This window comes from Curvibacter lanceolatus ATCC 14669 (genome assembly GCF_000381265.1).
GTDB lineage: Bacteria > Pseudomonadota > Gammaproteobacteria > Burkholderiales > Burkholderiaceae_C > Curvibacter > Curvibacter lanceolatus.
The window spans coordinates 64,099-87,165 of the sequence record NZ_KB906257.1 but is presented as its reverse complement, the minus strand read 5'-3'; the positions used below and the strand labels follow the sequence as shown (position 1 = coordinate 87,165).

Below are 23,067 nucleotides of genomic sequence, written 5' to 3'. Positions count from 1 at the left end.
TCAGATCACCTTGGCTTCGGTTTTGAGTTTGTTCACCAGGGTGGCCACGTCGGCCACCTTCACGCCCGCGCCACGCTTCGGGGGCTCGCTGACCTTCAGCGTCTTCAGGCGCGGAGCCACGTCCACACCGAGGTCTTCGGGCTTGACGGTCTCCAGCGGCTTCTTCTTGGCCTTCATGATGTTGGGCAGCGTCACATAGCGCGGCTCGTTCAGGCGCAGGTCGGTGGTGATCACGGCCGGGATCGACAGGCTCAGGGTTTCCAGGCCGCCGTCGATTTCGCGCGTGACGTTGACCTTGTCGCCGGCCACTTCGACCTTGCTGGCGAAGGTGGCCTGGGGCAGGTCGGCCAGGGCGGCCAGCATCTGGCCGGTCTGGTTGGCGTCGTCGTCGATGGCTTGCTTGCCCAGGATGATCAGGCCCGGTTGCTCCTTGGCCACCAGCGCGTTGAGCAGCTTGGCCACGGCCAGGGGCTGCAGTTCGAGGTCGGCGGGGGTTTCGACCAGGATGGCGCGGTCCGCACCGATGGCCATGGCCGTGCGCAGGGTTTCCTGGCACTGGGCCACGCCGCAGCTGACGGCGATCACCTCCGTGGCCACGCCTTTTTCCTTCAGGCGCACCGCTTCTTCGACGGCAATCTCGTCAAAGGGGTTCATGCTCATCTTGACGTTGGCGATGTCCACACCCGTGTTGTCCGACTTCACCCGGACCTTCACGTTGTAGTCCACCACGCGTTTGACGGGGACCAAAACCTTCATTGCTGCGGCTCCAAATTGATTAGTTGAATTGACGTGCACGTAAACCGGATGATTCTATGCGGCGCAACGTCGATTGACTGAAATGGTCCTCGAAATCGAGTTTCCATCGCGACAAAGCACAAAAAAGTACGACCGTGCTTTTTTTGGATTATACAAGGGGAAGATTGACGTTACGTCAATCACCAAGTCAGATTGGAGGGGCTTTCAAAAAAGGGGCCCGGCGGCCCCCTGTCAGTGGGGCGGGCTGCCCGTGGCCTGGGCAGCAGCGGCTTCGATGGCGCGGCGGCCGGATTCGTCGGCGGCGTCGAACAGCCTCAGCAAGGCCTGCTGACGCGGGCCGGGCACCGAGTGCTTCACAGGCAGGCGTTCACCCGTGATCACGTACAGCACATCCAGACCCGAGCGGGCCCACACCGCCAGGGCCTCCGTGGCCACATGCCCGGCGCCCGACTCCCAATTGAACATGGTCTTGCGGGTGACAGGCACCAGGGCGGCAAAATCGTTCTGGCTGAAGCCCAGCCGTTCGCGTTCTTCGCGCAGGCGTTGACCTGAGTTCATGAGAAACCTCCTGATGGATCCGGTGGCCCCCCCAATGGGCTCAGCCCCCAGGCGACACTGCAGGGGCCGCAGCAGTGGCCGGCAACAACGCGGCAGCCTCGGGGCCTTGCACCCGCAGCACCCGCTGCGGATAGGGAATATCGACCTTCGCCGCCCGCAGACCCGCCAGCATGGCCAGGTTGACGGCGGAGCGGATGTTGACCTGCCCGCTGGCGGGATCACTGATCCAGAAATGCAGACTGAACTCCAGCCCGTCGGGCGCGAAGTTGACCAGGTAGGCCACGGGTGCCGGGTCAGCCAGCACCCGCTCTTGCGCCTTGGCCGCATCGCACAGGATCTGCTGCACCTGGCTCACATCGCTGTCATAGCCCACCACCACATTGGTCGTGAGGTTGAAGCGCAGGTCTGCCGCCGACAGGTTCTCGACCCGCTGCGACACCATGGTCTCATTGGGCACGATGGATTCGCGCCCATTGGTGGCCCGCAGCAGGGTGTAGCGGGTCTTGATGTCGGTGATCTTGCCCTCGAAGCTGTCGACCCGCACGTTGTCGCCGATGCGCAGCGAGCGCTCCAGCAAGATGACAAAGCCACTCACGTAATTGGCCGCCAGCTTTTGCAGGCCGAAACCCAGGCCCACGCCCACCGCACCGCCCAGCACCGACAGCGCCGTCAGATCGACCCCCACGGCCGACAAGGCGAACAGCAAACCCATGAGCAACAGCACGGCCCGCATGGCATTGACGGCCACACGCCGCATCGACAGGTCGCTGATGGCATGGCTCAACACCTTGCGCTCCAGGGTGGACGACACCCACAAGGCCACCACCAGCACTAGGCCCGAACTCAGGCAACCCTCGATCAAGGTGCGCAGGCTGATCGAGGTCTTGCCGAAGGCCAGATGGATCGCGTCCAGCTCTTCGAGCACCGACGGCAGCAAATCGACAATCCAGAGCACCGCCGCCAGCCAGGCCACCCACGAGAACAGCCGCTCGACCAGGCGCATGGCCCCCGACTCCGGAAACGCGGCCGACAGCACCCGGGCAAAAAAGCGGATCACCGCGAGCGACACCAGCACCGGGATCGCGATCTTGAGCAGAAAGACGCTCTGATGGTGCGCCACCACGGCGCGGGCCGCGTAGACCAGGGCCAGGGCCAGCGCGGGGAACAGCAGGCCGTCCAGGGTGCGGCGACCGAACCAGACGGAATCGCCGGCGGCCCGCGCCCGGCGCCCCGCCCAGAAAGAAACGCCAAAGGCCACCACCAGGCTGCCCACCAGGCAGGCCAATTCGATCCAGGCACGCGAGGTCTGGAACTCGGCCTGCAGGTTATCCAATAAATCCATCAATGCTTCACTCTCCGGAGGGCACCCAACGGGGCGCCCGTTTCTCTGCAAAAGCCTGCGCACCTTCCTGGGCGGCAGGGTCCATCATGTTGAGGGCCATGGTCTGGGCGGCCAGCTGGTAGGCGGCCTCGACACCGGCTTCGCGCTGGCGGTAGAACAAGGCCTTGCCCATCGCCAGCGCCGCCCGCGGCTTGTGCAGCAGGCTTTGCACCAGAGTCTCCACGGCCGCATCCAGTTCCGCAGGCGCCACCACCCGGTTGAGCAAGCCCTGGGCCAGGGCCTCCTGGGCGTCGATGAAATCGCCGGTGAACAGCATCTCCAGCGCCTTCTTGGCCGGCACATTGCGTGCCAGAGGCACGCTGGGGGTGGCACAGAACAGGCCATAGCGGATCCCGCTGGTGGCAAAGCTGGCCTCGGAGCTCGCCACGGCCAGGTCACACTGGGCCACCAACTGGCAACCCGCCGCCGTGGCCATGCCCTGCACCCGCGCCAGCACAGGCACCGGCAGGCGCTGCAAAGACATCATGAAGCGGCTGCAGCGGTCGAACAGGGCCTGGTGATCGGCCTGCGCCAGGCCCGGCTCAGCCATGGCCTTGAGGTCATGCCCCGCACAGAAGGCCCGGCCAGTGGCGGCCAGCACCAGCACACGCAAGCCCTCATCGGCGGCTGCCGCATCGAGTGCGGCCTGCAGGGCGATCAGCATCGCCTCGCTGAGCACATTGAAGCGCTCCGGCTGGTTCAGGGTCAGGGTCAGCACACCGCGGGCATCGCGCCGGGTGAGCAGCAGGTCGGATGGCAAGGCTTCAGGCATGTGGAAGACCCCGGGCTCAGAGGTCGGCCAGCACCCGCACGTGGGCTTCCACGCTGCGAGCCAGGGCGGCCGGGTTGTAGCCACCCTCCAGGCAGGACACGATGCGGCCCTTGGAGAAGCGACGCGCGATGTCCTTGATGCGCAGGGTGATCCAGGCGAAGTCCTGTTCGGTCAGGCCCAGCTGGCCCATGTCGTCTTCGCGGTGGGCATCGAAGCCGGCGCTGATGAAGATCATCTCGGGCTTGAAGGCCTCCAGCCGCGGGATCCACATCATTTCGATGATCTCGCGCAGGTCCATGCCCCGGGTGTAGGCCGGCACGGGGATGTTGAGCATGTTGTCGGCCGGGTGCTGGTCGCCCGAGTAGGGGTAGAACGGGTGCTGGAAGAAGCTCACCATCAGGGCCCGCGGGTCGCCCGCGAGGATGTTTTCGGTGCCGTTGCCGTGGTGCACATCAAAGTCGACGATGGCCACCCGCTGCAGGCGGTAGCGCTCCAGCGCGTAACGCGCCGCAATGGCCACGTTGTTGAAGAAGCAAAAGCCCATGGCCTTGTCGCGGCAGGCGTGGTGGCCCGGCGGGCGCACGGCACAGAAGGCGTTCTCGAGCTCGCCGGCCATGATGGCGTCAGTGGCCGCCAGGGCGGCACCGGCGGAACGCAGGGCGGCCTGCCAGGTGAAGGCGTTGATGCTGGTGTCCTGATCGAGCTGGGCATGGGGCGGCCCACCAGCCTGGATCTCGTCGACCAGGCGATCGGTCAGCCCGCGCAAGGCGGCGATGTGCATGCGGTCGTGCGCCAGCTCGACGTCGGCCAGGGCGGCCGTGGGGGCCTCGCGGCGGTCCAGCGCATCGCTGACCCCCGTCATCAGAAGGCGGTCCTCGATGGCGTCCAGGCGGGCCGGACATTCGGGGTGATCATGGCCCATCTCGTGTTTCCAGCAATCACGATGGGTGTAGTAACCGGTTTTGTTCACAGGCGATCTCGTGTCTCTCATATTTTTGGGATAACGTCTCGGGCCATGCACACTCAGCAAAAACTCAAGGCGCTGCAAGATCAGCTTAACACGGTGATTGCGGGCAAACCCGCGCAGATCCAGGACAGCCTGGCCTGCCTTTTGGCCGGTGGCCACCTGCTGATCGAGGACGTTCCGGGGGTGGGCAAGACCACCCTGGCCCACGCCCTGGCCCGCACCCTGGGCCTGCAGTTTGCGCGCGTGCAGTTCACCTCGGACCTGATGCCCAGCGACCTGACCGGCGTGTCGGTCTACGAGCGCGGGCGCGAGGATTTCGTCTTCCACCCGGGCCCGGTGTTCGCCCAGGTGCTGCTGGCCGACGAGATCAACCGCGCCAGCCCCAAGACCCAGAGCGCGCTGCTGGAGGCCATGGAAGAACGCCAGGTGACGGTCGAAGGCCAGACCCGCCCCCTGCCCGCTCCGTTCTTCGTGATCGCCACGCAAAACCCGCACGATCAATTGGGCACCTACGCCCTGCCCGAATCCCAGCTGGACCGCTTTCTGATGCGCATTTCGCTCGGCTACCCGGAACGCGAGGCCGAACGGGCGCTGTTGGCAGGCCAGGATCGTCGTGACCTGCTGGAACAACTGCAACCTTTACTGACACTGCCGGAGCTGCAATCGCTGCAGCAGCAGGTGCTGGCGGTGCACGCCGCCCCCTCCCTGCTCGACTACGTGCAAGACCTGCTGGCCGCCACCCGCAACGGGCGCTGGTTCATCCAGGGCCTGTCACCGCGCGCCGGCCTGGCCCTGCTGCGTGCCGCCAAAGCCCAGGCCCTGCTGTGCGGGCGCGATTACGTCGCACCAGACGACGTGCAGGCGGTGCTGCCACAGACCACGGCCCACCGCCTGGTGCCGGTGACCGAATCCGGCCGGGGCGCCCTCGAACAGGTGCGAGCCCTGCTGGAGGCCGTGCCCCTGCCATGAGCACCCCGGCCATGGGCACCCCTCAGGCAGCCTTGCCCGGCGGCTGGGCCCGCTTCAACCCCGCCAGCCAGGCCCGGGCCCGGTTCCGGCGCTGGTGGCAGGGGCGCCTGCCCCTGAGCGATCTGATGACGCTGAGCCAGCGCAACGTCTACATCCTGCCCACGCGCCCAGGCTGGATGCTGGCGGCGACCCTGCTGGTGCTGCTGCTGGCCTCGATCAACTACCAGCTCAACCTGGGCTATCTGCTGACCTTTTTGCTGGCCGGCTGCGCCGTGGCGGGCATGCATGTGGGCCACGCCACCCTGAGTGGCCTGTCGATGCGCCTGCAGCCCCCCGCCCCGACCTTCTGTGGCCAGGTACAGCCCCTGGAGGTGGTGCTGGACAACCCCCGCAAAACGCCCCGCCACGGCATCGGCCTGGCCGTGCTGGACAGCGCCGACTGGGTCTGGACCGACGTGCCGGCCCAGGGCCAGAGCGTGCTGCACCTGGCCTTCTGCCCAAGCCAGCGCGGCCTGCACCGGGTGCCGGTGCTGAGCGCGGAGACCCGCTTCCCCCTGGGCACCTTCCGGGTCTGGACGATCTGGCGCCCGGCCGCGCAGGTGCTGGTCTACCCGCGACCTGAAGCGGCCGCGCCCCCGCTGCCCCCGGGCCAGGCGCGGGACCAGGCCCCCGCCCTGGCGGCGGGCCTGACCCGCGGCCAGGAGTACGACGGTGTGCGTGCCTACCGGCGGGGCGACCCGATGCGGCAGTTGGTCTGGAAGAAGGCCGCCACCGCACTGGCCACCGGCTCGGCCGCACTGGTCAGCCGCGACAGCGCGCCGGCCCCCTTGCACGAACTGTGGCTGGACCACGCCAGCCTGTCGGCCCTGCCGCCCGAGGCACGCTGGTCCAGGCTGTGCGCCTGGGTGCTGGCTGCCGACACCCTGGGCCTGCATTTCGGGCTGCGTCTGCCCCAACGGGAGATCCCGCTCGGCACGGGCCCGGCCCACCGCCAACAATGCCTGGAGGCTCTGGCCCTGTGCTGAACCGCCCGCTCCCCACGTCCCAATTGCCGCGTGACAGCCGCGACACCCTCTTTTTGCTGGCCGTGGTGGCCTGGGTGGTGCTGCCGCATGCGGCCAACCTGCCGGCCTGGACCTTGCTGATGGCCTGCCTGGCACTGGGCTGGCGGGGCTGGCTGGCCTGGCATGCCCGGCCGCTGCCGGCGCGCTGGTGGCTGATGGGCCTGTTGATGCTGGCCATGGCGGGCACCTTCTGGAGCCACAAGACCTTGCTGGGGCGCGATGCCGGGGTCACCCTGGTGGTGGCCCTGCTGGCCCTCAAGACGCTGGAGATGCGGGCCCGGCGAGACGCCTTTGTGGTGTTCTTTCTGGGCTTCTTCACCATGCTGACCCACTTCTTCTTCTCGCAAAGCCTGCTGGTGGCGCTGGCCATGCTGCTGGGCCTGCTGGGCCTGCTCACGGCCCTCATCAACGCCAACCTGCCGGCGGGCCGGCCGCCGCTGGCCACCTCGGCCGGCCTGGCGCTGCGCATGACGGCCTGGGGTGCCCCCGTGATGGTGGCGCTGTTCGTGCTGTTCCCGCGGGTGGCCCCCCTGTGGGGCCTGCCGGCCGATGCGCAGGGGGCCCGCAGCGGCCTGTCCTCGCGCATGAGCGTGGGTGACGTCACCGAACTGGCCCTGGACGATGCCATTGCCTTTCGTGTGCGTTTTCTGAATACAAACGGCGCGGCACCCGAGCAAAGACAGCTGTACTTCCGCGGGCCGGTGTTCTCGAGCTTCGACGGCCGCGAATGGAAGCCGCGCCAGCCCGAGGAACTGATGAATCAGGTGCTTTACCGGCGGCCGCCTGCCAGCCTGAAAACCCAGGGCACGCCGGTGCCGTATGAAATGACCCTGGAGCCCAACAACCGGCCCTGGCTGCTGACGCTGGATGCCACCGTCGAGGCGCCGCGCCTGGGCCCTCAGATCGCCTATGCCACGCCCGAGCTGCAATGGGTGATGGCCCGGCCCATCACCGAATTGCTGCGCTACCAGGCCGTGGCCTACCCCGACTTCAGCTATGGTCCAACAGGCAGCGACCCGTTGCTGCGCCAGGAGACCGAGCTGCCTGCCGGCTACAACCCGCGCACCCTGCAACTGGCCAGTGAGATGCGCCGCGACCCGAAACTCGCGGGTGCTGACGATGCGGCCCTGGTGCAACAGGTGCTGAACCGCCTGGCCACCGGTGGCTACAGCTACACCCTGGAACCGGGCCTGTATGGGCGCGACACCGCTGACGAGTTCTGGTTCGATCGCAAAGCGGGCTTTTGCGAGCATGTGGCGTCTTCGTTCGTGGTGTTGATGCGGGCCCTGGACATCCCGGCGCGGGTGGTCACCGGCTACCAGGGCGGCGAGCGCAACCCGCTCGACGGCTACTGGACCCTGCGCCAGAGCGATGCCCACGCCTGGGCCGAGGTCTGGCTGAACGGGCGCGGCTGGGTGCGCATCGACCCCACGGCGGCCATTGCCCCTGGGCGCGTCGGCTCCATGCAACGCCTGGTGGCACCGCGCGGCCTGGTCGCCAGCGCCCTGGTGACCATGAGCCCAGGCCTGATGCAAAGCCTGCGAGGCATCTGGGAGGCCACCAACAACCGCTGGAACCAGTGGGTGCTCAACTACACCCAGGGGCGACAGCTCGACCTGCTGCGCAAGCTGGGCTTCGAGGCCCCCAGCTGGGAAGACCTGGTGCTGCTCCTGGGCGGCTTGCTGGCCGCCTCGGCCTTGGGCGCCGGTGCCTGGCAATTGTGGGACCGCCGCCAGCACGACCCCTGGCTGCGTCTGCTGAACCAGGCCCAGACCCTGGCCCGGGCCCGTGGCCTGGAGACCCCAGGCGTGGCCACGCCACGCACCCTGGGCCGCCTGGCGCTGGAGCGCTGGGGCCCCGCCGGCCAACCCTTGCACGATTGGCTGTTGCAACTGGAGCGGCTGCGTTATGCGCCACCGGGACAGAACGATCCACTGAACACGTCAGGTGCCCTGAAAAACCTGGCTCGGCAACTTCGCACACTGCGTTGGCCCCCGCTCGCCCGCTGAAACATCACCGCTGCTGCCAGCGTTTTCATTGTTGCGATCGGCCACCGGTGCGCACGAGTGCGCGGACGGAATCACAAGCGAGGCCATCTGATGGAAAGTACCCAAGACTGACAGGGAGTCCAACAGATGAAATCGGAAGAGGAAGTCACCGTGGGCGCGCTCACCGCAGCCATTGGCACCCTTGGCGCCCTGATCAGGGAGCTCGCCACGCAAGGGGTCATTGACCCGAGGCGGTTTGCGGCCTCCATCCATGACATGAAAAGCGACCGATCCCCGTTTCGCACCGCTGATGGCGTGGCGTCCAGTGAGATGGTGTTCGATCTCGTGCTGCAGGCACTGGAGGACAAACCATGAGCCAGGTTCACGACCTCAGCAGCATTGCTGGCCATTTGCGCCGCGGCGGGCAACCACCTGATAATCCCGGCATGGAAGTCCGTATCGCCCAACTTGAAGCCCTGGCAGAAAAGACCGGTGATCGCTTGTCGGTCATCGACAAACAACTGACCCGCATTGAGGCCCGGCAAGAAGAATTCACCAAACACTATGCCACCAAGGCCGATCTGATCGACGCGAAGAACAGCATCATCATGTGGGTGGTGGGCGCTGTTTTCCTGGCGCAATTGCTGCCGGCCTTGCTCAAGAAGTTCGGCTTGTAAACGCTTGGCTCAAACCACCCGCCCGTCTGCTCGCTGCAAACGGGCTTTCTTTTGCAGCTCAGCCGCTGAAGACGCTCTGCACATAGGCCGCCAGCCCTGACAATCAGCCCCATGCACGCAATGACCCGAACCCTGGCCACGCTGATCATGGCCAGTCTTCTCCCCACCCTGGCCATCGCGAGCCACGAGTCCAAGACCGGCAAAAAACACCATGCCGGCGCCAAAACCACCAAAGCCACCAAAGCCAGCCAATCCACCTCGGCAAGCCGCAAGAAATCCGAAGCGGTGGTGGGCACCACGCCCTATGCCCTGCGCAGCGACGCCATGGCCTTTGCCGATGATGTGGCCGATCGGCGACAGCTCGATCGGGGGGCACTGCGCGACGCCCTGGGCCAGGCCCGACTGTTGCCCGGCGTGCCCAGGCTGATGCTGCCCCCCAGCAGCCCCAGTGCCAAGAACTGGCAGGCCTACCGGGCGCGCTTCGTGGAGCCGGTGCGCATCAACGCCGGTGTGGCCTTCTGGCAGCGCCACCGCGACACCCTGGAGCGGGCCGAGCACGAATTCGGCGTACCGGCCGCGGTGATCGCGGGCATCCTGGGGGTAGAGACCCTGTACGGGCAGCACATGGGCAACTACCGCGTGATCGACGCGCTGGCCACCCTGGCTTTCGACTTCCCCACCAGCCACCCGCGCGCGGCCGAGCGCCAGGCGTACTTTCGCGGCGAGCTGGAACAATTTTTGGCCTACCACCAGCGCAGTGGCACCGACGCCCTGCAGCCGCGCGGCAGCTACGCCGGCGCCATGGGCATGCCGCAGTTCATGCCCAGCAGTTGGGCCCGCTACGCGGTCGATTTTGACGGCGACGGCCGCATCGATCTGTTCAACAGCCCGGCCGACGCCATCGGCTCGGTGGCCAATTACTTCAAGGGCTACGGCTGGCAGACCGGCTTGCCGGTGCGCTATGCCATGCATTTCGACGCTGAGCGGCTGGACAAGGAAGCCCTGCTGCTGCCCGACATCCTGCCCACCTTCAGCCCGGCCCAGTTTGCCGCCAAGGGGGCCGTGCTCGACGAGGGCCCGGTGGCGCCGGGCACCAAGCTGGCCTTGATCGAGCTGCACAACGGGGGCGCCCAGCCCAGCTATGTGGCCGGCACCGACAACTTCTATGTGATCACCCGCTACAACTGGTCCAGCTACTACGCGATGGCGGTGATCGAGCTGGGCGAGGCGATCCAGGCAGCGCTGCCACGCTGAGGACAACGCCGCCCGGCCGCGGTGCCTGCGGCCCGCGTCAGGAGGGCATGACCAGCTGGCCGAACTTGCCCGCCTGGAAGTCGCGAATGGCCTGCTGCATCTGCTCGACCGTGTTCATCACAAAGGGGCCCTGCTTCACCAGGGGCTCACGCAGGGCGGGGCCGCTGAGCAAGGCAAAGTGCAAGGGGGTCGAGCCCTGGGCCTGCAGCTGCAGGGTCTCCTGGGCCGTGGCCGACTCGGCGGGCAATTGCAGGCCCAGGCCATGCTCGGCCTTCAGGCTGCGCTGCTCGCCGCCGGCCGACAAGGCCAGTTCGCCCGCCACCACATACAGCAAGCCGCCCCAGCCCCGCGGCAGCACATGCTCGAAGCGGGCGCCCGGCTGCACAAAGCCGTCCAGCAGGGTGAAGGGTTCAGGCAACTGCTGGGTGGCCGGCGAGGCCACGCCCTGGCTTTCGCCGAGCACCACGCGCACCCGCACCCCGGGGCTGCGGATCTCGGGCACGTCGGCCGGCTCCAGGTGCACGGCAAAAGGTGCGTGGCCCTTCTTGGCCGCCGGCAGGTTGACGAAGATCTGCAGCGCGTGCACGTGCGGGTTGGCCCCCTCGGGCTGCTCGGTGTGTACCGCCCCGCGGCCGGCCGCAAACCAGTGCAGCGCGCCGGGGTGGATGGGCCCGTTGTTGCCCATCGAGTCGTAGTTGACGTGGGGCGAGGTGGAGTCCTCGAACATGTAGGTGACCGCGGAGATGCCTGCATGCGGGTGGGGCTGGAAGGTGGGCGAAGTCATGTGGAAGTGATCCACCATCACCACCGGGTCGATCAGGCCCTGAAACGCATCCTCGGGCAGGTGCTTGGCCGTGAAGCCCGAGCCGATACGCATGTCGTGTCCGGCCACAGGTTTGGAAATTTTCAGGGAACTCATGAAGGACTCCAGTCAGATTCAGAAGCAGAAGATCGGATCGGTGACAACAGGCTCGGCTCAGGCCTGGCGCACCAGGGCCTGCCAATGGCGGATCGGGCGCACCCCCTCCAGCCAGGGGTCGATGCGTTCAAAGTAAGGGTCGTAGTAGGCCTTCTTCAATTGCACCTCCTGCACGAACTCACGGCTGGGCCAAACCTCGTACAGCAGCAACTCGTTGGGCTCCTCGGCATTGGCCAGCACATCGAAGCCCAGGCACACGCCCTCTTGCAGGATCAGTTGGCGCAAGGCCAGCAGCTCGCGCATCAGGTCGTCCCGGCAGCCGGGCTTGACCCGCAGGGTCACGGTGATGACCCAAGGTTGGGCCGCATCGCCGGGGTGCATCACAAGGCGTCGGTGAGGCCACCGTCCGTCAGCAAGGTGCGCCCGGTCACCCAGCGGGATTCGTCGGAGGCCAAAAAGGCCACCACGTCGGCCACGTCTTCGGGCTCGCCGATGCGGCCCAGCGGGGTGGCGGCCATCACCGCTTCGCGGCGTGCCGGCGGCGTGGCGGCCGTCATGTCGGTGCGCGTCATCGAAGGCGCCACCGCATTGACGGTGATGCCGCGCGGCCCCAGCTCTTTGGCCAGGGCATTGGTCAGCACCGACACGGCGGCCTTGCTGGCCGCATACAGGCCCGAGCCGAGCCGGGGCTGGTAAATGAGGTTGGTGGAGAAGTTCACGATCCGGCCGCCGCGCAAAGGGAAATGCGGCAAGGCGTTCTGGACCATGTAGATCACGCTGTTGAAGTTGACATTGAAGGCCCGCGCCACACTGGCGGCATCCATCTCGGCCAGGGTGCGCATCTCCAGCATGCCGGCACAGTTGACCAGCGCGTCGACCTGACCGAAGCGCTCCACGATGAGCGTCATGGCGGCCTTCACGCTGGCTTCGTCACTGACATCGGCCGCGAAGGCCTCGGCCACGCCGCCAGCGGCACGGATGCGCTCCAGCACCTGTTCAGCGGCCTGGGCGTTGTGCTGGTAGATGATGGCCACGGCCAGGCCTTGGGAGGCCAGCTTGACGGCAACGGCCGCGCCGATGCCACGCGAGCCACCGGTGACGATGGCGATTCTGGGAGAGGCTTGCATATCGGAGTCCTGGACCGGGGTCCTGTCGAGCCGAAGCCCGCTGCGTGCGAGCCTCGGCCTCTTCGTGGGCTGGTTGGCTTACTTCTTGGCGGCCGAGCTGGTCACCTGCCACACCAGGGTGGCAAACGGCATGTCGAGCGCGCCATAGACGTCATGGGCCTTGGGATCGTTGTTGTCACCCAGCATCTCGACCGCCACGCTGGCGTAATCCATCACCGGGATGCCAGCGCCCGCCAGGCGGGCCAGACCGGCCGTGCGCTTGGCGTCGGTGAAGGTGCCCGAGGCGTCCAGCACCACGCGCGAGTCGTAGCCGGCGGCCTTGGCCGACAGCGCCGGGTAGGTGGCGCAGATTTCCAGCGACACACCGGCCACCACCAGTTGCTTGCGGCCCGTCTTGGCAATCGCGGCGACCACGCGGGGATCTTCCCAGGCGTTGATCTTCGAGCGCACGATGGGCTGCACGTCGGGAACAGCAGCCAACAGCTCGGGAATCACCGGGCCCCACATGCCGTCGGTCATGGTGGCGGTGATGACGACGGGTACGCCCAGAATGCGGGCCGCCTTGGCCAGGGCCACCACGTTGTGCTTGAGGTCACCCACGGTGATGTCGCGCACGCCGGTGTACAGGCCCACCTGGTGGTCGGTCAGCAGCAGCACGGTGTTTTCGCGGCTGAGCAGGGTCAGGTAGGCATTCTGGGAATGGGACATGGCGTTGCTTTCTTTGCTGGAGGAGGTGGTGGCAGCCGTTGCCGGCAGAGCGGCAGCGGCCATGCCTGCGGCCAGGGGAGCCAAGGCGACGGCGCTGACCGAGCCCGTGCCAAGAAAATGTCGTCGATCCATGCTGTTTTCCTGTGAGGTTGAATGAACAGTCCTGGACTGTGAGAGATTTCAGGCAACAGAAAAAGGCCCACCCTGATAACCTAAAGTTCCATTTATAGAACGATCTTTAAAAACCGTACATTTCAATGGAACAATAGAACAAATATGTCACAGATGATAAATATGAGTGTCGAGTGGAACGATTTGTTGCTGTTTTTACAGGTCGTGGAGCGAAAAGGTTTCACCTCTGCCGGAGAAGCCCTGGGCATTCCCAAGTCGCGCCTGTCGCGCCGGGTCACCCTGCTGGAGGCGCGCCTGGGCACGCGTTTGCTGCAGCGCAGCTCACGCAGGCTCAGCCTCACCGATGCCGGTCAGGCCCTCTATGCCCATTGCCAGGTGATGTTGAAAGAGGCCGAGGCCGGGATCGCCGCGGTGCAGCAACGCAGCACCCGCCCCATGGGCAAGGTGCGGCTGAGCCTGCCGGTGGGCTTGTCAGAAATGATCGCGGGCACCCTGCTGCCGCGTTTTCTGCAGTGCTTTCCGGATGTCCAGGTGGTGGTTCAGGCCACCAACCGCAGCGTGGACCTGATCGCTGAGCAGGTGGACGTGGTGGTGCGTGGCGTGGGCACGGCGCTGCGGCTGGACACCTCCAGTCTGGTGCAGGCCTGTGTCTGCACCGTGCCCTGGAGCCTGGTGTGCAGCCCAGCCTACCTGGCGAAGATCGGCCCCCTGAGCAGCCTGGGCGATCTGGAGCAGGCCGATCTGCTGCTCTACACCCCCAATGACGAAGGCGACACCGAACTGCGCCTGATCGACGAGCAAGGCGTGGTCCACACCCTGCCCATGCCGATCCGGCTGCAGAGCGACAACCTGGGCGTGCTGCGCCAGGCGGCGCGCAGCCATCTCGGCCTGTGCGGACTGCCCAGCTACCTGTGCGCCGAAGACCTGGCCAGAGGCCAGTTGGTCAGCGTGCTGCCGGGTTGGCGCCCCATGGCTGGCCATCTGGTGGTGCTGTTCCCGAGCCGGCGCGGCCTGGCCCCCGCGGCCCGGGCACTGGTCGACTTCCTGAAAACCGAATTGCCCTTGCTGATGACCAGCGAAGTGCCACGCCCTCGCGCCGCGCCCCTTCAGCCCTAGGGCGGAAGACGGCGCCGCTCCTGCGGCACCGGGCGGCCGGCCAGCCACACCGGAAACTGGGCTGGGGGCATGGGCCGGGCAAAGTGATAGCCCTGCAGTTCGTCGCACCCCAGGGCCTTGAGCAGTTCACTGGCCTCGCCGGTTTCCACCCCCTCCGCCACCACCACCAGGCTCAGGCTGTGGCCCAAGGCGATGATGGCGCGCACGATGGAGAGATCGGCAGGATCGGTCAGCAGATCGCGAACAAAGGACTGATCGATCTTGAGCTTGTCGATCGGGAACTGCTTCAGGTAGGCCAGGCTGGAATAGCCGGTGCCGAAATCATCGATCGACAACAACACCCCCAGGGCCTTGAGGTTCTGCAGCAGGCGGCCCGAGATCGCCGCGTGCTCCATCAGCTGCGACTCGGTCAGCTCCAGCTCCAGGCGGGCCGGGTCCACCCGGTTGGCCCGCAGGCAGCTCTGCAGGTGCGAGACCAGTCCCTCGTCCGTGAGCTGGGCGGCCGACAGATTGACCGACACCACCAGCGGCGGCAACCCTTCATCGCTCCAGCGGGCGATCTGCTCGCAGGCCTGCTGGATCACCCACTGGCCGATCGGATGGATCAGGCCGGTCTCCTCGGCCACCGGGATGAAGCGCGCTGGCGACACCGAACCCAGCACCGGGTGCTGCCAGCGCAGCAGCGCCTCCAGGCCCACCACGGCCAGGGTGTTGGCATCCACCCGCGGCTGGTAGTGCACCGAGAGCTCCTCGTGGGCCAGCGCCTGGCGCAGGTACTGTTCGATCTCCTGGCGCTCCCGGGTGCTCTGATCGATCTCGGGGCTGAAGAAGCGCGCCGTGTCGCGCCCTGAAGACTTGGCCTCGTACATGGCCGCATCGGCCTGCCGCATCAACTCGTCCAGATCGGTGCTGTCGTCGGGGTAGATGGCCATGCCCACACTGCACGACACCTGCAGGCTGTGCCCCTCCACCGGGTGGGCCTGGCGGATCAGCGGAATCAAGCGACGCTCGACCACGGAGCGCACCTCGTCCCCATCGGTCACGCCACGCATGATGACCACGAACTCGTCCCCGCCCAGCCGGCTCACCGTGTCACCGCCACGCACAGCCTGGGTCAGGCGGTGGGCCACCGAGCGCAGCAGGCCGTCGCCGATGTGGTGCCCCAGCGAATCGTTGATGTTCTTGAACCGGTCCAGGTCGATGAACAGCACCGCCACCCGCCCGCCCGACTGCTGGGCCGCACTCAGGGCCTCGCGCAGGCGGGTGATGCACAAGGATCGGTTGGGCAGCTCGGTGAGCACATCGTGCTCGGCCAGGAACTGCACCCGGGCCTCGGTGCGCTTGCGGTCGGTGATGTCGACCGAAATGCCGATGTAGTGCGACACATCGCCCTGGCGCGAGGCGTCACGCACCGCGGAAATCATCAGCCAGGCGGGATAGCTTTCGCCCGAGCGTCGGCGGAAATGCACCTCGCCCTGCCAGGCATCGCGGTCTCCCAGCAAGGCCGGCAGGCTGGCGGGCCAGTGGTCCACCTCGCCGGGCAGGATCAACTGGCTGAGCTGCTCCCCGATCACCTCGTAGTAGTCGTAATAGGTGCTGCGGCAGAAGGCCTTGTTGACGCTCAGGATGCGCTGACGATCATCCATGATGATGATGCTCTCGGACGAGGCTTCGAACACCTTGGCCCAGAGTTCCAGGCGCTGCTCCATGAGCTTGAGCATGTTGATCGGGGTGAAGGCCGTGAGCACCGCATCCTGCCCCTGAAACTGCAGGCGCCGCGCCGACAGCACGGCCCACGAGGGTGTCTCACCGCCCAGCCAACGCACCTCGAACTCGTCCACCGCGCCCTGATCGGCCAGGCGCTGGAAGAAGCGAGCCCGCACGCCCGGCTCCAGCCCGGTGGCCCAGGGGTCGTCGATGCGCCCGGCCAGCCAGGGCTGGGCCGGCGCATTGGCATGCAGCACCTGGTGCCGCGGCACCGAGGTCACCACCATGGCGATCGGAATCGCCTCCACCATGTCCTGCTGGGTCTGGGCCGCGCGGGCGCTGGCGGCCAGCTCCTGCTGCGTCAGCCGCTCGCGGTCCAGCTGGGCCAGCATGTCATTGAAGGCGGTCACCAACTGCCCGATTTCGTCACGGCTGTGCCAGAGCGCACGCCGGCTGTGGTCCCCGGTGCGGCTCACCTCATCGGCCACTTCAGCGAGCTGACGCAAGGGATGGGAGATCAGGCGCGCCACGGTATAGACCAGGCTCAGGATGCACCCCAGCAACAGCAAGGCTGTGCCCAGGTGCAGCCACATGCGCAAGAACAAGGCATCGACCCGCTTGTGAAGCATGGCATCCAGGGCACCCAGCACCTGGGCCCAGGCCTGGTCCAGGCGCAACAAGGTCTGACCGTAGCTGTCGCGGAAGGCCGCCAGATCGGGCGGGGGTGGGCCGCTGTCGTCGGACAGCGCGCGCACCACCGACAGCAGCGCCTGCAACTGCTGCTGCAACTGCCTGGGCGAATCACCCAGGGCCTGTTGCAGCGGAAGCTGGCCCGCCGCCAGCGCCTGCTGGTAGTCTGCGGCCACGCCCAGCGAGACCGCATCGAGCCGCCCGGCCAGGATCAGCAGCTCGGTGCGCCGCCGGCCCGAACGCAGGGCCTGCTCCGAGACCCCATCCAGGGCCTGGGCCGTGTCGTGCAGCACCTCGAGCAACTCCGGGAAGCGCAACACCCCCAAGGACATGGCGTAGTAGCTGTCCAGATCGGGGTCGAGGATGAGGTTGGACTGGTTGCCCACCATGGTGAGCAGCTCACGCCCTTGCCGGGCCACCGTACCCAGCAGCTTGCGCGACTCGGGCTGCGCCTGAGCTGCTGCGAGGGCCTTCAGCCAGGCGGCACTGAGGTCTGCAGACCCCAGCGATTCGTCGTGCTGCAAACGCAATGCGTCAAACGCCAGCAGCCGGGCCTGCCGTGCTTCGACGGGCACGCTGGCCGAGCCCGCGCTGCCAGGGGCCGCATCACGGAAAGGCGGCAGCAGCAGATCGCGCACCACGGCGCTGTAGCGGGCGCCCACGATTTCCTTGCGGGCGAAATCGATGGCGAGGTATTTTTCGTGGATCAGGATGCCGGAGACATAGATCACCGCCGTCAGGTCCAGCAGGTAGATCAGGGTGAGCTTGCGCCCGACGCTCAAACGCCCCAGCCAGCCAATCAAGGGCTTCAACAGTCTCACCCACGAACCTCCCATGTCAAGAACGGCATCACCTCTTCAAACCCCAGCCAGCGTGGCCATGAGAGACCGGCCCAGCGCCTTGCCGGAGCCGGGGGCTCACGACGGAGCCCCGCAGGGCTCGCAGGCCATCAGGCCGCCGCCGGGATCAGGAAGTCGCGGCTGATGCGCGCACCCAGCTCATTGACCCGGTCCAGGAACTGGGTCAGGAAGGCATGCAGCCCGGTGGCCAGGATCTCGTCGATGCGGGCGTATTGCAGATCGGCGCGCAGCTTGCCAGCGCGCCGACGCGTCTCATCCGACTGGTCGTTGGACACCATCTCCAGGTTCTGCACCACCTCATTGAGGCTGGCATGCAGCGAGCGTGGCATGTCGGCACGCAGGATCAGCAACTCAGCCACGCGCTCGGGCTTGATCACGTCGCGGTACACCTTGCGATAGATCTCGAACGCCGACACGCTGCGCAGAATGGCGCTCCAGTGGTAGAAGTCATACTCTTGGTCCTTCTCGCTGGCGGCACCGAAGAAGTCGCTCTGCACGGCATGGAACTTCACATCGACCAGGCGTGCCGTGTTGTCGGCCCGCTCCAGGAAGGTGCCCAGGCGCATGAAATGCAAGGCCTCGTCCATCAGCATGGTGCCCACGGTGACGCCACGAGACAGGTGTGAACGGAACTTCACCCACTCGAAGAACTGGCCCGGGTCGCGCTCGAAATCGCCTTGGCGCAGCATGCGGTTGACCTCCAGCCAGGTCTGGTTCTGGATTTCCCAGGCCTCGGTGGTGAGCGAGCCGCGCACCGCACGGGCGTTCTCGCGCGCCGCACGCAGGCAGGACATGATGGACGACGGGTTGTCCTCGTCCTTGACCATGAACTCCAGCACGCGTGCAGGCGTCACCTCGCCATACAAGGCCTGGTAGGACGGCAGCAACTCGCTGATGGACAGCAGGCCCTGCCAGCCCACCTGGGCCACGGCAGCCGACTGGGGCAACAGGGAGGTCTGGTAATTAACATCCAGCATGCGGGCCGTGTTCTCAGCCCGCTCGGTGTACCTGGACATCCAGAACAAATGGTCAGCGGTTCTCGACAGCATTCAATATCCCCTCTCAAACTTCCAGAATCCAGGTGTCCTTGGTGCCCCCGCCCTGCGACGAGTTGACGACCAGAGAGCCTTCTTTCAGGGCCACGCGGGTCAGGCCGCCGGGCACCATCTGCACCGTCTTGCCCGACAGCACGAAGGGCCGCAGGTCGATGTGGCGCGGCGCGATGCCGGACTCGACGAAGGTCGGGCAGCTCGACAGGCTGAGCGTGGGCTGGGCGATGTAGCCACTGGGGTTGGCCAGCACCGCGGCGCGGAACTCTTCGATCTCGGCCTTGGTCGCGGCCGGGCCGACCAGCATGCCGTAGCCCCCCGCACCATGCACCTCCTTGACCACCAGGTCCTTGAGGTTGTCCAGGGTGTACTGCAGCTCGTCCTTGTTGCGGCACATGTAGGTGGGCACGTTGTTCAGGATCGGTTTTTCGCCAAGGTAGAACTCGATCATCTTGGGCACGTAGGGGTAGATCGACTTGTCGTCGGCCACGCCAGTGCCCACGGCATTGCAGATTGCCACGTTGCCGGCGCGGTAGGCATTCATGAGCCCGGCGCAGCCCAGCGTGGACGTGGGGCGGAACACCTGCGGGTCGAGGAAATCGTCGTCCACCCGGCGGTAGATCACATCCACCCGCTTGAGGCCGCGGGTGGTGCGCATCCACACGAAGTCATCCTTCACCAGCAGGTCCTGGCCTTCGACCAGCTCCACGCCCATCTGCTGGGCCAGGAAGGCATGCTCAAAATAGGCGCTGTTGTACATGCCGGGCGTGAGCACCACCACCGTGGGCTCGGCCGTGGCCGGTGGCGCCGAGGCACGCAGGGTTTCCAGCAACAGATCGGGGTAATGCGCCACCGGGGCCACGCGGTGCTGGCTGAACAGGTCGGGGAACAGCCGCATCATCATCTTGCGGTCTTCGAGCATGTAGCTCACGCCGCTGGGCACGCGCAGATTGTCTTCGAGCACGTAGTACTCGCCGTCGCCATTGGCATTGGGGGCCCGGACGATGTCGATGCCCGAAATTTGCGAGTAGATGTTGTTGGGCACATCGACGCCCATCATCACACTGCGGAACTGTGCGTTGTTCAGGATCTGATCGGCCGGAATGACGCCGGCACGGATGATGTCCTGATCGTGGTAGACGTCGTGGATGAAGCGGTTCAGGGCGGTGACCCGCTGGACCAGGCCTTTTTCCATCGACTGCCATTCGTGCGCCGGGATGATGCGCGGAATCAGGTCGAAGGGGATCAGGCGCTCGGTGCCTGCACCGTCTTCATCCTTGGCGCCGTAGACCGCAAAGGTGATGCCGACGCGGCGGAAGATCATCTCTGCTTCTTCACGCCGGGCTTTCATCATCTCGGCCGGCTGTCGTGCCAGCCAACGCTCATACGCCTCGTAGTGGGTTCGCACGGGGCTGCCCGCGATGGGCAAACGGGTGTACATCTCGTCAAATTTCAGCATGGACCATCTCCTGCTTTCAGCATAGCAATTTCCGGGCCCAATCTGCACTTGTTTTGTGCACAGCGCTGATCCAAATGGCAAATTTTTCGTATCAAGGTAACTGCGGCCAATGCCAGTAGCGGCGATCCAGCGTGCGTTGGCAGGCCCAGCGGGCGGGCTCGGCGCTGGACCAATGCACCGCCCCACACTCGGGGGTAGACGCCCGGGCGATGTTCAGTGCCGCATACCGGGCCATCACCCGCTCGGCCGGGTGACCGAAGCGGTTGCGGTAACCGGCCTGCACCACCGCCACGAATGGTTGCACAGCCTGCAGGAATTCTTCGCTGGAGGAGGTGCTGCTGCCGTGGTGCGGCACCAACAGGAAGTCGGCCCGCAAGGCCGCGCCGCGGGCCAGCAGGGCGCGCTCCTGATCCCGCTCGATGTCGCCGGTCAGCAAAGCGGTGCGCCCCTGCGCATCCTCGACCCGCAACACGCAGCTGAGCGCATTGCTGCGCGCCCCGGGCTTGAGCTCTGCCGCCACGGGGTGCAAGACCTCAAAACGAACGCCATCCCACAGCCAGCGCTCACCCGCCACACAAGGTCGGGCCGGGCGTCCCATCCCTGCATCCACCCCGTTCCATGAGGCCCGCAACGTGGCCTGGGGATAGGCCTGCAACACCGCAGCCGCCCCGCCGGTGTGGTCGGTATCCCGGTGGCTGAGCACCAGGGTGTTCAGGTTGGCCCCCTGCGCCCGCAGCAAGGGCACCAACACCCGCTCGCCGGCATCGCTGCCAGGCGAATAGCGGGGCCCTGCGTCGTACAACAGCCCCTGTGTGGCCGTGCGCAGCCACACGGCCGTTCCCTGCCCCACGTCCACGGCCAGCAACTCAAAGCGCCCTGGCGCAGGCCCGGGCACCTGCCACAGCAATACAGGCACCATCAAAGGCAGACCCAGGCAGCGCCAGGCCGCGGGCCAGGGGCCGACGCACAGCAAGCCACCCAGCCCACCCGCCAAGGCCGCCCAGACCGGCGCGACGGCCGTCGACCAGGTGGCCCCCGGCCATTGCGCCATCCACTGCAGCCCCCACAACAACAACTGCAGCGCCTGCTGAGCCAACCCCCACAGCGGTGAAAACACGCAGCCCAGCAGAGCCAGCGGCGTGACCACCGCCGTCACCCAAGGCACGGCCACCAGATTGGCCACCAGGCCGACCACCGACACCTGGCCGAAGAGCAACAGGCTCAGCGGGGCCAGGGCCAGGCCCAGCACCCCCTGCTCACGCAACAGCCCCAGCACCAGGCCAAGCGCCTTTCGAGGCAGCGCCGTGGCCGGCGCCGCCGGGTTCGCGGCTCGCCCCACATCCGTGGCAAACAGAATGCCCACCGCCACAAAGCTGAGCCAGAAGCCCGGTTGCAGGCAAGCCCAGGGGTCCCACAACAAGACCAAGGCCACCATCATCGACCACAGGCTGGGCCAGGGCCAGCGCCGCCCGCCCCACTGCAGGGCACAGACCAAAACCAGCATGCCCACGGTGCGCTGGGCCGGAATGCCCCAGCCACAAAACACCGAATACCCCAGGGCCACCAGCACCCCCGCCCAACGCCCCAGGACCGGCGCCGGACACCACAGGCAGGCCCGCGCCCAGGCACCAGGCCAGCGCGCCGTCTGACGCCAGAGCCAGCCCAGCCCGCGCGCCGACAGCCAGGCCAGCAAGGTGATGTGCAGCCCCGAGATGCTCATCAGGTGCGCCACGCCGGTCTGCCGGAACAGCACCCAATCTTCGCGGCGGATGGATCGCTGGTCCCCGGTGACCAGGGCCACCACCACCCCGGCGCCAACGCCGGCCCCGGGGCCGGCAGCAGGGCCCAGCTTGGCCACGATGGCCTCACGCACCCGATGCCGCAGCCGCTCGACCGGGTAGGCCGCGGTGTGCGCCAGCAGGCGCGGCGCCTCCGACGCCGAGCGGGCGCGCACCCAGCCTGTGGCCAGGATGCCTTGCTCCCAAAGCCAGAGTTCGTAGTCAAAGCCCCCGGGGTTGCGCGCACCATGCACGCGCTTGAGGCGTGCCGTGAAGCGCCATCGTTGGCCTGGCACGGGCCCATCGGGCCTGGGGCCGGACGCACTGACAGCGTCGCCCGAACCTGGCAGCCCCTCAACCCCCACAAGCCCATCCACCAGATCACGTCCGTCATCCGGGTCGTCATCACCCCCAAAGCTGGCCGGATGTTGTGACGGATTCCACCCCAGCAGCACATCGGGCGGCACCGCCACCGGCCTGCCGAGCAGGGTGGCCGCCTCCACCTGAAGGACAAAGCGCCACCCCCAATCCCCCGACTGCGGCAAGCTGGCCACCCGCCCCACCAGCACCAGGTCGCGCCCTTCCAATTCGGGCGCCAGCGCCTGCTGCAGCAACTGAGCAGCCCGCAGCCCCGCCCCACCCCAGGCCACCGCACCCGCCAGAGCCCCCACCAGTGCCAGCCAGACCCACCCGGCACGTCGTGGCATCAGGGCCACACCCGCCAACCCGCACAGCCCCAAACACAGCACCGCACCGTAAAGAGCGGACGCCGACAGCCAAGCCTGCTGAACCTGCAGCACAGTGCCACCCAACACCCCCAGCCCCAACGCCCCCCAGCCACGCCAGGGCAGGCGCCAGCGGGCACCGGCCTCGCGCCGCAGGCGCAGCGACGCAGACTCATGCCGAGACATCCAGCTCATGAAGCATGCTAGACACACCCACCGCCAGCCGGCCCTGCCCACAAGTGGCGCCCGTGCATTTGATGCCCCCTCGGCGCTGCCAGTCGGGCCGCTGGTCCTGCCCCGTCGTGAAACTGGGGTTACAAGAGTGCATCAGATCAAAAGAAGTGGGCCAACTCCCCCGAATTGACACACACAGTGGCGCGGCTCTTGCTAGGATGATCCTTGAGGCCGCCA

At 66.8% G+C, this 23,067-nt stretch carries 20 protein-coding genes; 7 read left to right on the top strand and 13 right to left on the bottom strand.

What is annotated here, in order from left to right; all coding sequences use genetic code 11:
• The 5 genes from F624_RS0110890 to F624_RS0110870 all read right to left on the bottom strand — a co-directional run bounded on the left by F624_RS0110890 (position 1) and on the right by F624_RS0110870 (position 4,437).
• Positions 1 to 756 (bottom strand): electron transfer flavoprotein subunit beta/FixA family protein, encoded by a 756-nt coding sequence (locus F624_RS0110890; protein ID WP_019574336.1) that lies wholly within the window; start codon positions 754 to 756, stop codon positions 1 to 3.
• Between the two features lie 231 nt (positions 757 to 987).
• Positions 988 to 1,314, bottom strand: a complete 327-nt coding sequence (locus tag F624_RS0110885) for a transcriptional regulator (protein WP_019574335.1) — start codon at positions 1,312 to 1,314, stop codon at positions 988 to 990.
• Positions 1,315 to 1,354: 40 nt separating this feature from the next.
• Positions 1,355 to 2,656: a mechanosensitive ion channel family protein gene (locus F624_RS0110880; protein ID WP_031254712.1), complete on the bottom strand. Its 1,302-nt coding sequence runs from the start codon at positions 2,654 to 2,656 to the stop codon at positions 1,355 to 1,357.
• A 7-nt stretch (positions 2,657 to 2,663) separates the two neighbouring features.
• On the bottom strand, positions 2,664 to 3,467 hold the full coding sequence (locus tag F624_RS0110875; RefSeq protein ID WP_019574333.1) for an enoyl-CoA hydratase: 804 nt from the start codon (positions 3,465 to 3,467) through the stop codon (positions 2,664 to 2,666).
• A gap of 16 nt (positions 3,468 to 3,483) precedes the next feature.
• Positions 3,484 to 4,437, bottom strand: coding sequence for a histone deacetylase family protein (locus F624_RS0110870; RefSeq protein ID WP_019574332.1), 954 nt, complete (start codon positions 4,435 to 4,437; stop codon positions 3,484 to 3,486).
• 45 nt (positions 4,438 to 4,482) lie between these two features.
• On the opposite strand from F624_RS0110870, the gene F624_RS0110865 reads away from it, so the two are divergent.
• The 6 genes from F624_RS0110865 to mltB all read left to right on the top strand — a co-directional run bounded on the left by F624_RS0110865 (position 4,483) and on the right by mltB (position 10,386).
• Complete coding sequence (locus tag F624_RS0110865) at positions 4,483 to 5,403, top strand: AAA family ATPase (RefSeq protein WP_019574331.1); 921 nt, start codon at positions 4,483 to 4,485, stop codon at positions 5,401 to 5,403.
• The gene (locus tag F624_RS0110860) at positions 5,400 to 6,428 is read left to right on the top strand and encodes a DUF58 domain-containing protein (protein ID WP_019574330.1); all 1,029 of its coding nucleotides are present in this window, start codon (positions 5,400 to 5,402) and stop codon (positions 6,426 to 6,428) included. The genes F624_RS0110865 and F624_RS0110860 overlap by 4 nt, the downstream gene beginning before the upstream one ends.
• On the top strand, positions 6,422 to 8,476 hold the full coding sequence (locus F624_RS0110855) for a transglutaminase TgpA family protein (protein ID WP_425387285.1): 2,055 nt from the start codon (positions 6,422 to 6,424) through the stop codon (positions 8,474 to 8,476). Before F624_RS0110860 ends, F624_RS0110855 begins: the two co-directional genes overlap by 7 nt.
• 126 nt (positions 8,477 to 8,602) lie before the next feature.
• Positions 8,603 to 8,830 carry a hypothetical protein gene (locus F624_RS0110850; RefSeq protein ID WP_019574328.1) on the top strand — a complete coding sequence of 76 codons (228 nt, stop codon included), beginning with the start codon at positions 8,603 to 8,605 and terminating at the stop codon, positions 8,828 to 8,830.
• 71 nt (positions 8,831 to 8,901) lie between these two features.
• Positions 8,902 to 9,132 carry a hypothetical protein gene (locus F624_RS0110845; protein ID WP_019574327.1) on the top strand — a complete coding sequence of 77 codons (231 nt, stop codon included), beginning with the start codon at positions 8,902 to 8,904 and terminating at the stop codon, positions 9,130 to 9,132.
• Between the two features lie 120 nt (positions 9,133 to 9,252).
• The gene (mltB, locus tag F624_RS0110840) at positions 9,253 to 10,386 is read left to right on the top strand and encodes a lytic murein transglycosylase B (protein WP_019574326.1); all 1,134 of its coding nucleotides are present in this window, start codon (positions 9,253 to 9,255) and stop codon (positions 10,384 to 10,386) included.
• 37 nt (positions 10,387 to 10,423) lie between these two features.
• On the opposite strand, the gene F624_RS0110835 is transcribed toward mltB, so the two are convergent.
• From F624_RS0110835 to F624_RS0110820, 4 genes are all read right to left on the bottom strand, one after another.
• Positions 10,424 to 11,305 (bottom strand): pirin family protein, encoded by an 882-nt coding sequence (locus tag F624_RS0110835; RefSeq protein ID WP_031254708.1) that lies wholly within the window; start codon positions 11,303 to 11,305, stop codon positions 10,424 to 10,426.
• Positions 11,306 to 11,362: 57 nt separating this feature from the next.
• Positions 11,363 to 11,686 carry a putative quinol monooxygenase gene (locus tag F624_RS0110830; protein ID WP_019574324.1) on the bottom strand — a complete coding sequence of 108 codons (324 nt, stop codon included), beginning with the start codon at positions 11,684 to 11,686 and terminating at the stop codon, positions 11,363 to 11,365.
• Positions 11,686 to 12,432, bottom strand: coding sequence for an SDR family NAD(P)-dependent oxidoreductase (locus tag F624_RS0110825; RefSeq protein ID WP_019574323.1), 747 nt, complete (start codon positions 12,430 to 12,432; stop codon positions 11,686 to 11,688). Before F624_RS0110825 ends, F624_RS0110830 begins: the two co-directional genes overlap by 1 nt.
• 78 nt (positions 12,433 to 12,510) lie before the next feature.
• Positions 12,511 to 13,272: an isochorismatase family protein gene (locus F624_RS0110820; protein ID WP_019574322.1), complete on the bottom strand. Its 762-nt coding sequence runs from the start codon at positions 13,270 to 13,272 to the stop codon at positions 12,511 to 12,513.
• A 162-nt stretch (positions 13,273 to 13,434) separates the two neighbouring features.
• Between F624_RS0110820 and F624_RS0110815 the strand changes: the two genes are divergently transcribed.
• The gene (locus F624_RS0110815; RefSeq protein ID WP_019574321.1) at positions 13,435 to 14,388 is read left to right on the top strand and encodes a LysR substrate-binding domain-containing protein; all 954 of its coding nucleotides are present in this window, start codon (positions 13,435 to 13,437) and stop codon (positions 14,386 to 14,388) included.
• Here the strand turns inward: F624_RS0110815 and F624_RS0110810 are convergent.
• The 4 genes from F624_RS0110810 to F624_RS0110795 form a co-directional block, all read right to left on the bottom strand.
• On the bottom strand, positions 14,385 to 17,621 hold the full coding sequence (locus tag F624_RS0110810; RefSeq protein WP_051107371.1) for an EAL domain-containing protein: 3,237 nt from the start codon (positions 17,619 to 17,621) through the stop codon (positions 14,385 to 14,387). The two genes, F624_RS0110815 and F624_RS0110810, sit on opposite strands and share 4 nt — an antisense overlap.
• 113 nt (positions 17,622 to 17,734) lie before the next feature.
• Positions 17,735 to 18,694 carry an alpha-E domain-containing protein gene (locus F624_RS0110805; RefSeq protein WP_027477126.1) on the bottom strand — a complete coding sequence of 320 codons (960 nt, stop codon included), beginning with the start codon at positions 18,692 to 18,694 and terminating at the stop codon, positions 17,735 to 17,737.
• A gap of 13 nt (positions 18,695 to 18,707) precedes the next feature.
• Entirely contained in the window at positions 18,708 to 20,153 is a 1,446-nt protein-coding gene (locus F624_RS0110800; protein ID WP_019574318.1) for a circularly permuted type 2 ATP-grasp protein, read from the bottom strand.
• A gap of 91 nt (positions 20,154 to 20,244) precedes the next feature.
• Positions 20,245 to 22,851 (bottom strand): DNA internalization-related competence protein ComEC/Rec2, encoded by a 2,607-nt coding sequence (locus tag F624_RS0110795; protein ID WP_031254702.1) that lies wholly within the window; start codon positions 22,849 to 22,851, stop codon positions 20,245 to 20,247.
• Between the last annotated feature and the right edge of the window lie 216 nt (positions 22,852 to 23,067).

Bases quoted from the DNA above. Each gene is read 5' to 3' on its own strand.
- F624_RS0110890 (WP_019574336.1), bottom strand. From the start codon at position 756: ATGAAGGTTTTGGTCCCCGTCAAACGCGTGGTGGACTACAACGTGAAG.
- F624_RS0110885 (WP_019574335.1), bottom strand. From the start codon at position 1,314: ATGAACTCAGGTCAACGCCTGCGCGAAGAACGCGAACGGCTGGGCTTC.
- F624_RS0110880 (WP_031254712.1), bottom strand. From the start codon at position 2,656: ATGGATTTATTGGATAACCTGCAGGCCGAGTTCCAGACCTCGCGTGCC.
- F624_RS0110875 (WP_019574333.1), bottom strand. From the start codon at position 3,467: ATGCCTGAAGCCTTGCCATCCGACCTGCTGCTCACCCGGCGCGATGCC.
- F624_RS0110865 (WP_019574331.1), top strand. From the start codon at position 4,483: ATGCACACTCAGCAAAAACTCAAGGCGCTGCAAGATCAGCTTAACACG.
- F624_RS0110860 (WP_019574330.1), top strand. From the start codon at position 5,400: ATGAGCACCCCGGCCATGGGCACCCCTCAGGCAGCCTTGCCCGGCGGC.
- F624_RS0110850 (WP_019574328.1), top strand. From the start codon at position 8,603: ATGAAATCGGAAGAGGAAGTCACCGTGGGCGCGCTCACCGCAGCCATT.
- F624_RS0110845 (WP_019574327.1), top strand. From the start codon at position 8,902: ATGGAAGTCCGTATCGCCCAACTTGAAGCCCTGGCAGAAAAGACCGGT.
- mltB (WP_019574326.1), top strand. From the start codon at position 9,253: ATGACCCGAACCCTGGCCACGCTGATCATGGCCAGTCTTCTCCCCACC.
- F624_RS0110835 (WP_031254708.1), bottom strand. From the start codon at position 11,305: ATGAGTTCCCTGAAAATTTCCAAACCTGTGGCCGGACACGACATGCGT.
- F624_RS0110830 (WP_019574324.1), bottom strand. From the start codon at position 11,686: ATGCACCCCGGCGATGCGGCCCAACCTTGGGTCATCACCGTGACCCTG.
- F624_RS0110825 (WP_019574323.1), bottom strand. From the start codon at position 12,432: ATGCAAGCCTCTCCCAGAATCGCCATCGTCACCGGTGGCTCGCGTGGC.
- F624_RS0110820 (WP_019574322.1), bottom strand. From the start codon at position 13,272: ATGGATCGACGACATTTTCTTGGCACGGGCTCGGTCAGCGCCGTCGCC.
- F624_RS0110815 (WP_019574321.1), top strand. From the start codon at position 13,435: ATGAGTGTCGAGTGGAACGATTTGTTGCTGTTTTTACAGGTCGTGGAG.
- F624_RS0110810 (WP_051107371.1), bottom strand. From the start codon at position 17,621: ATGGGAGGTTCGTGGGTGAGACTGTTGAAGCCCTTGATTGGCTGGCTG.
- F624_RS0110805 (WP_027477126.1), bottom strand. From the start codon at position 18,694: ATGCTGTCGAGAACCGCTGACCATTTGTTCTGGATGTCCAGGTACACC.
- F624_RS0110800 (WP_019574318.1), bottom strand. From the start codon at position 20,153: ATGCTGAAATTTGACGAGATGTACACCCGTTTGCCCATCGCGGGCAGC.
- F624_RS0110795 (WP_031254702.1), bottom strand. From the start codon at position 22,851: ATGAGCTGGATGTCTCGGCATGAGTCTGCGTCGCTGCGCCTGCGGCGC.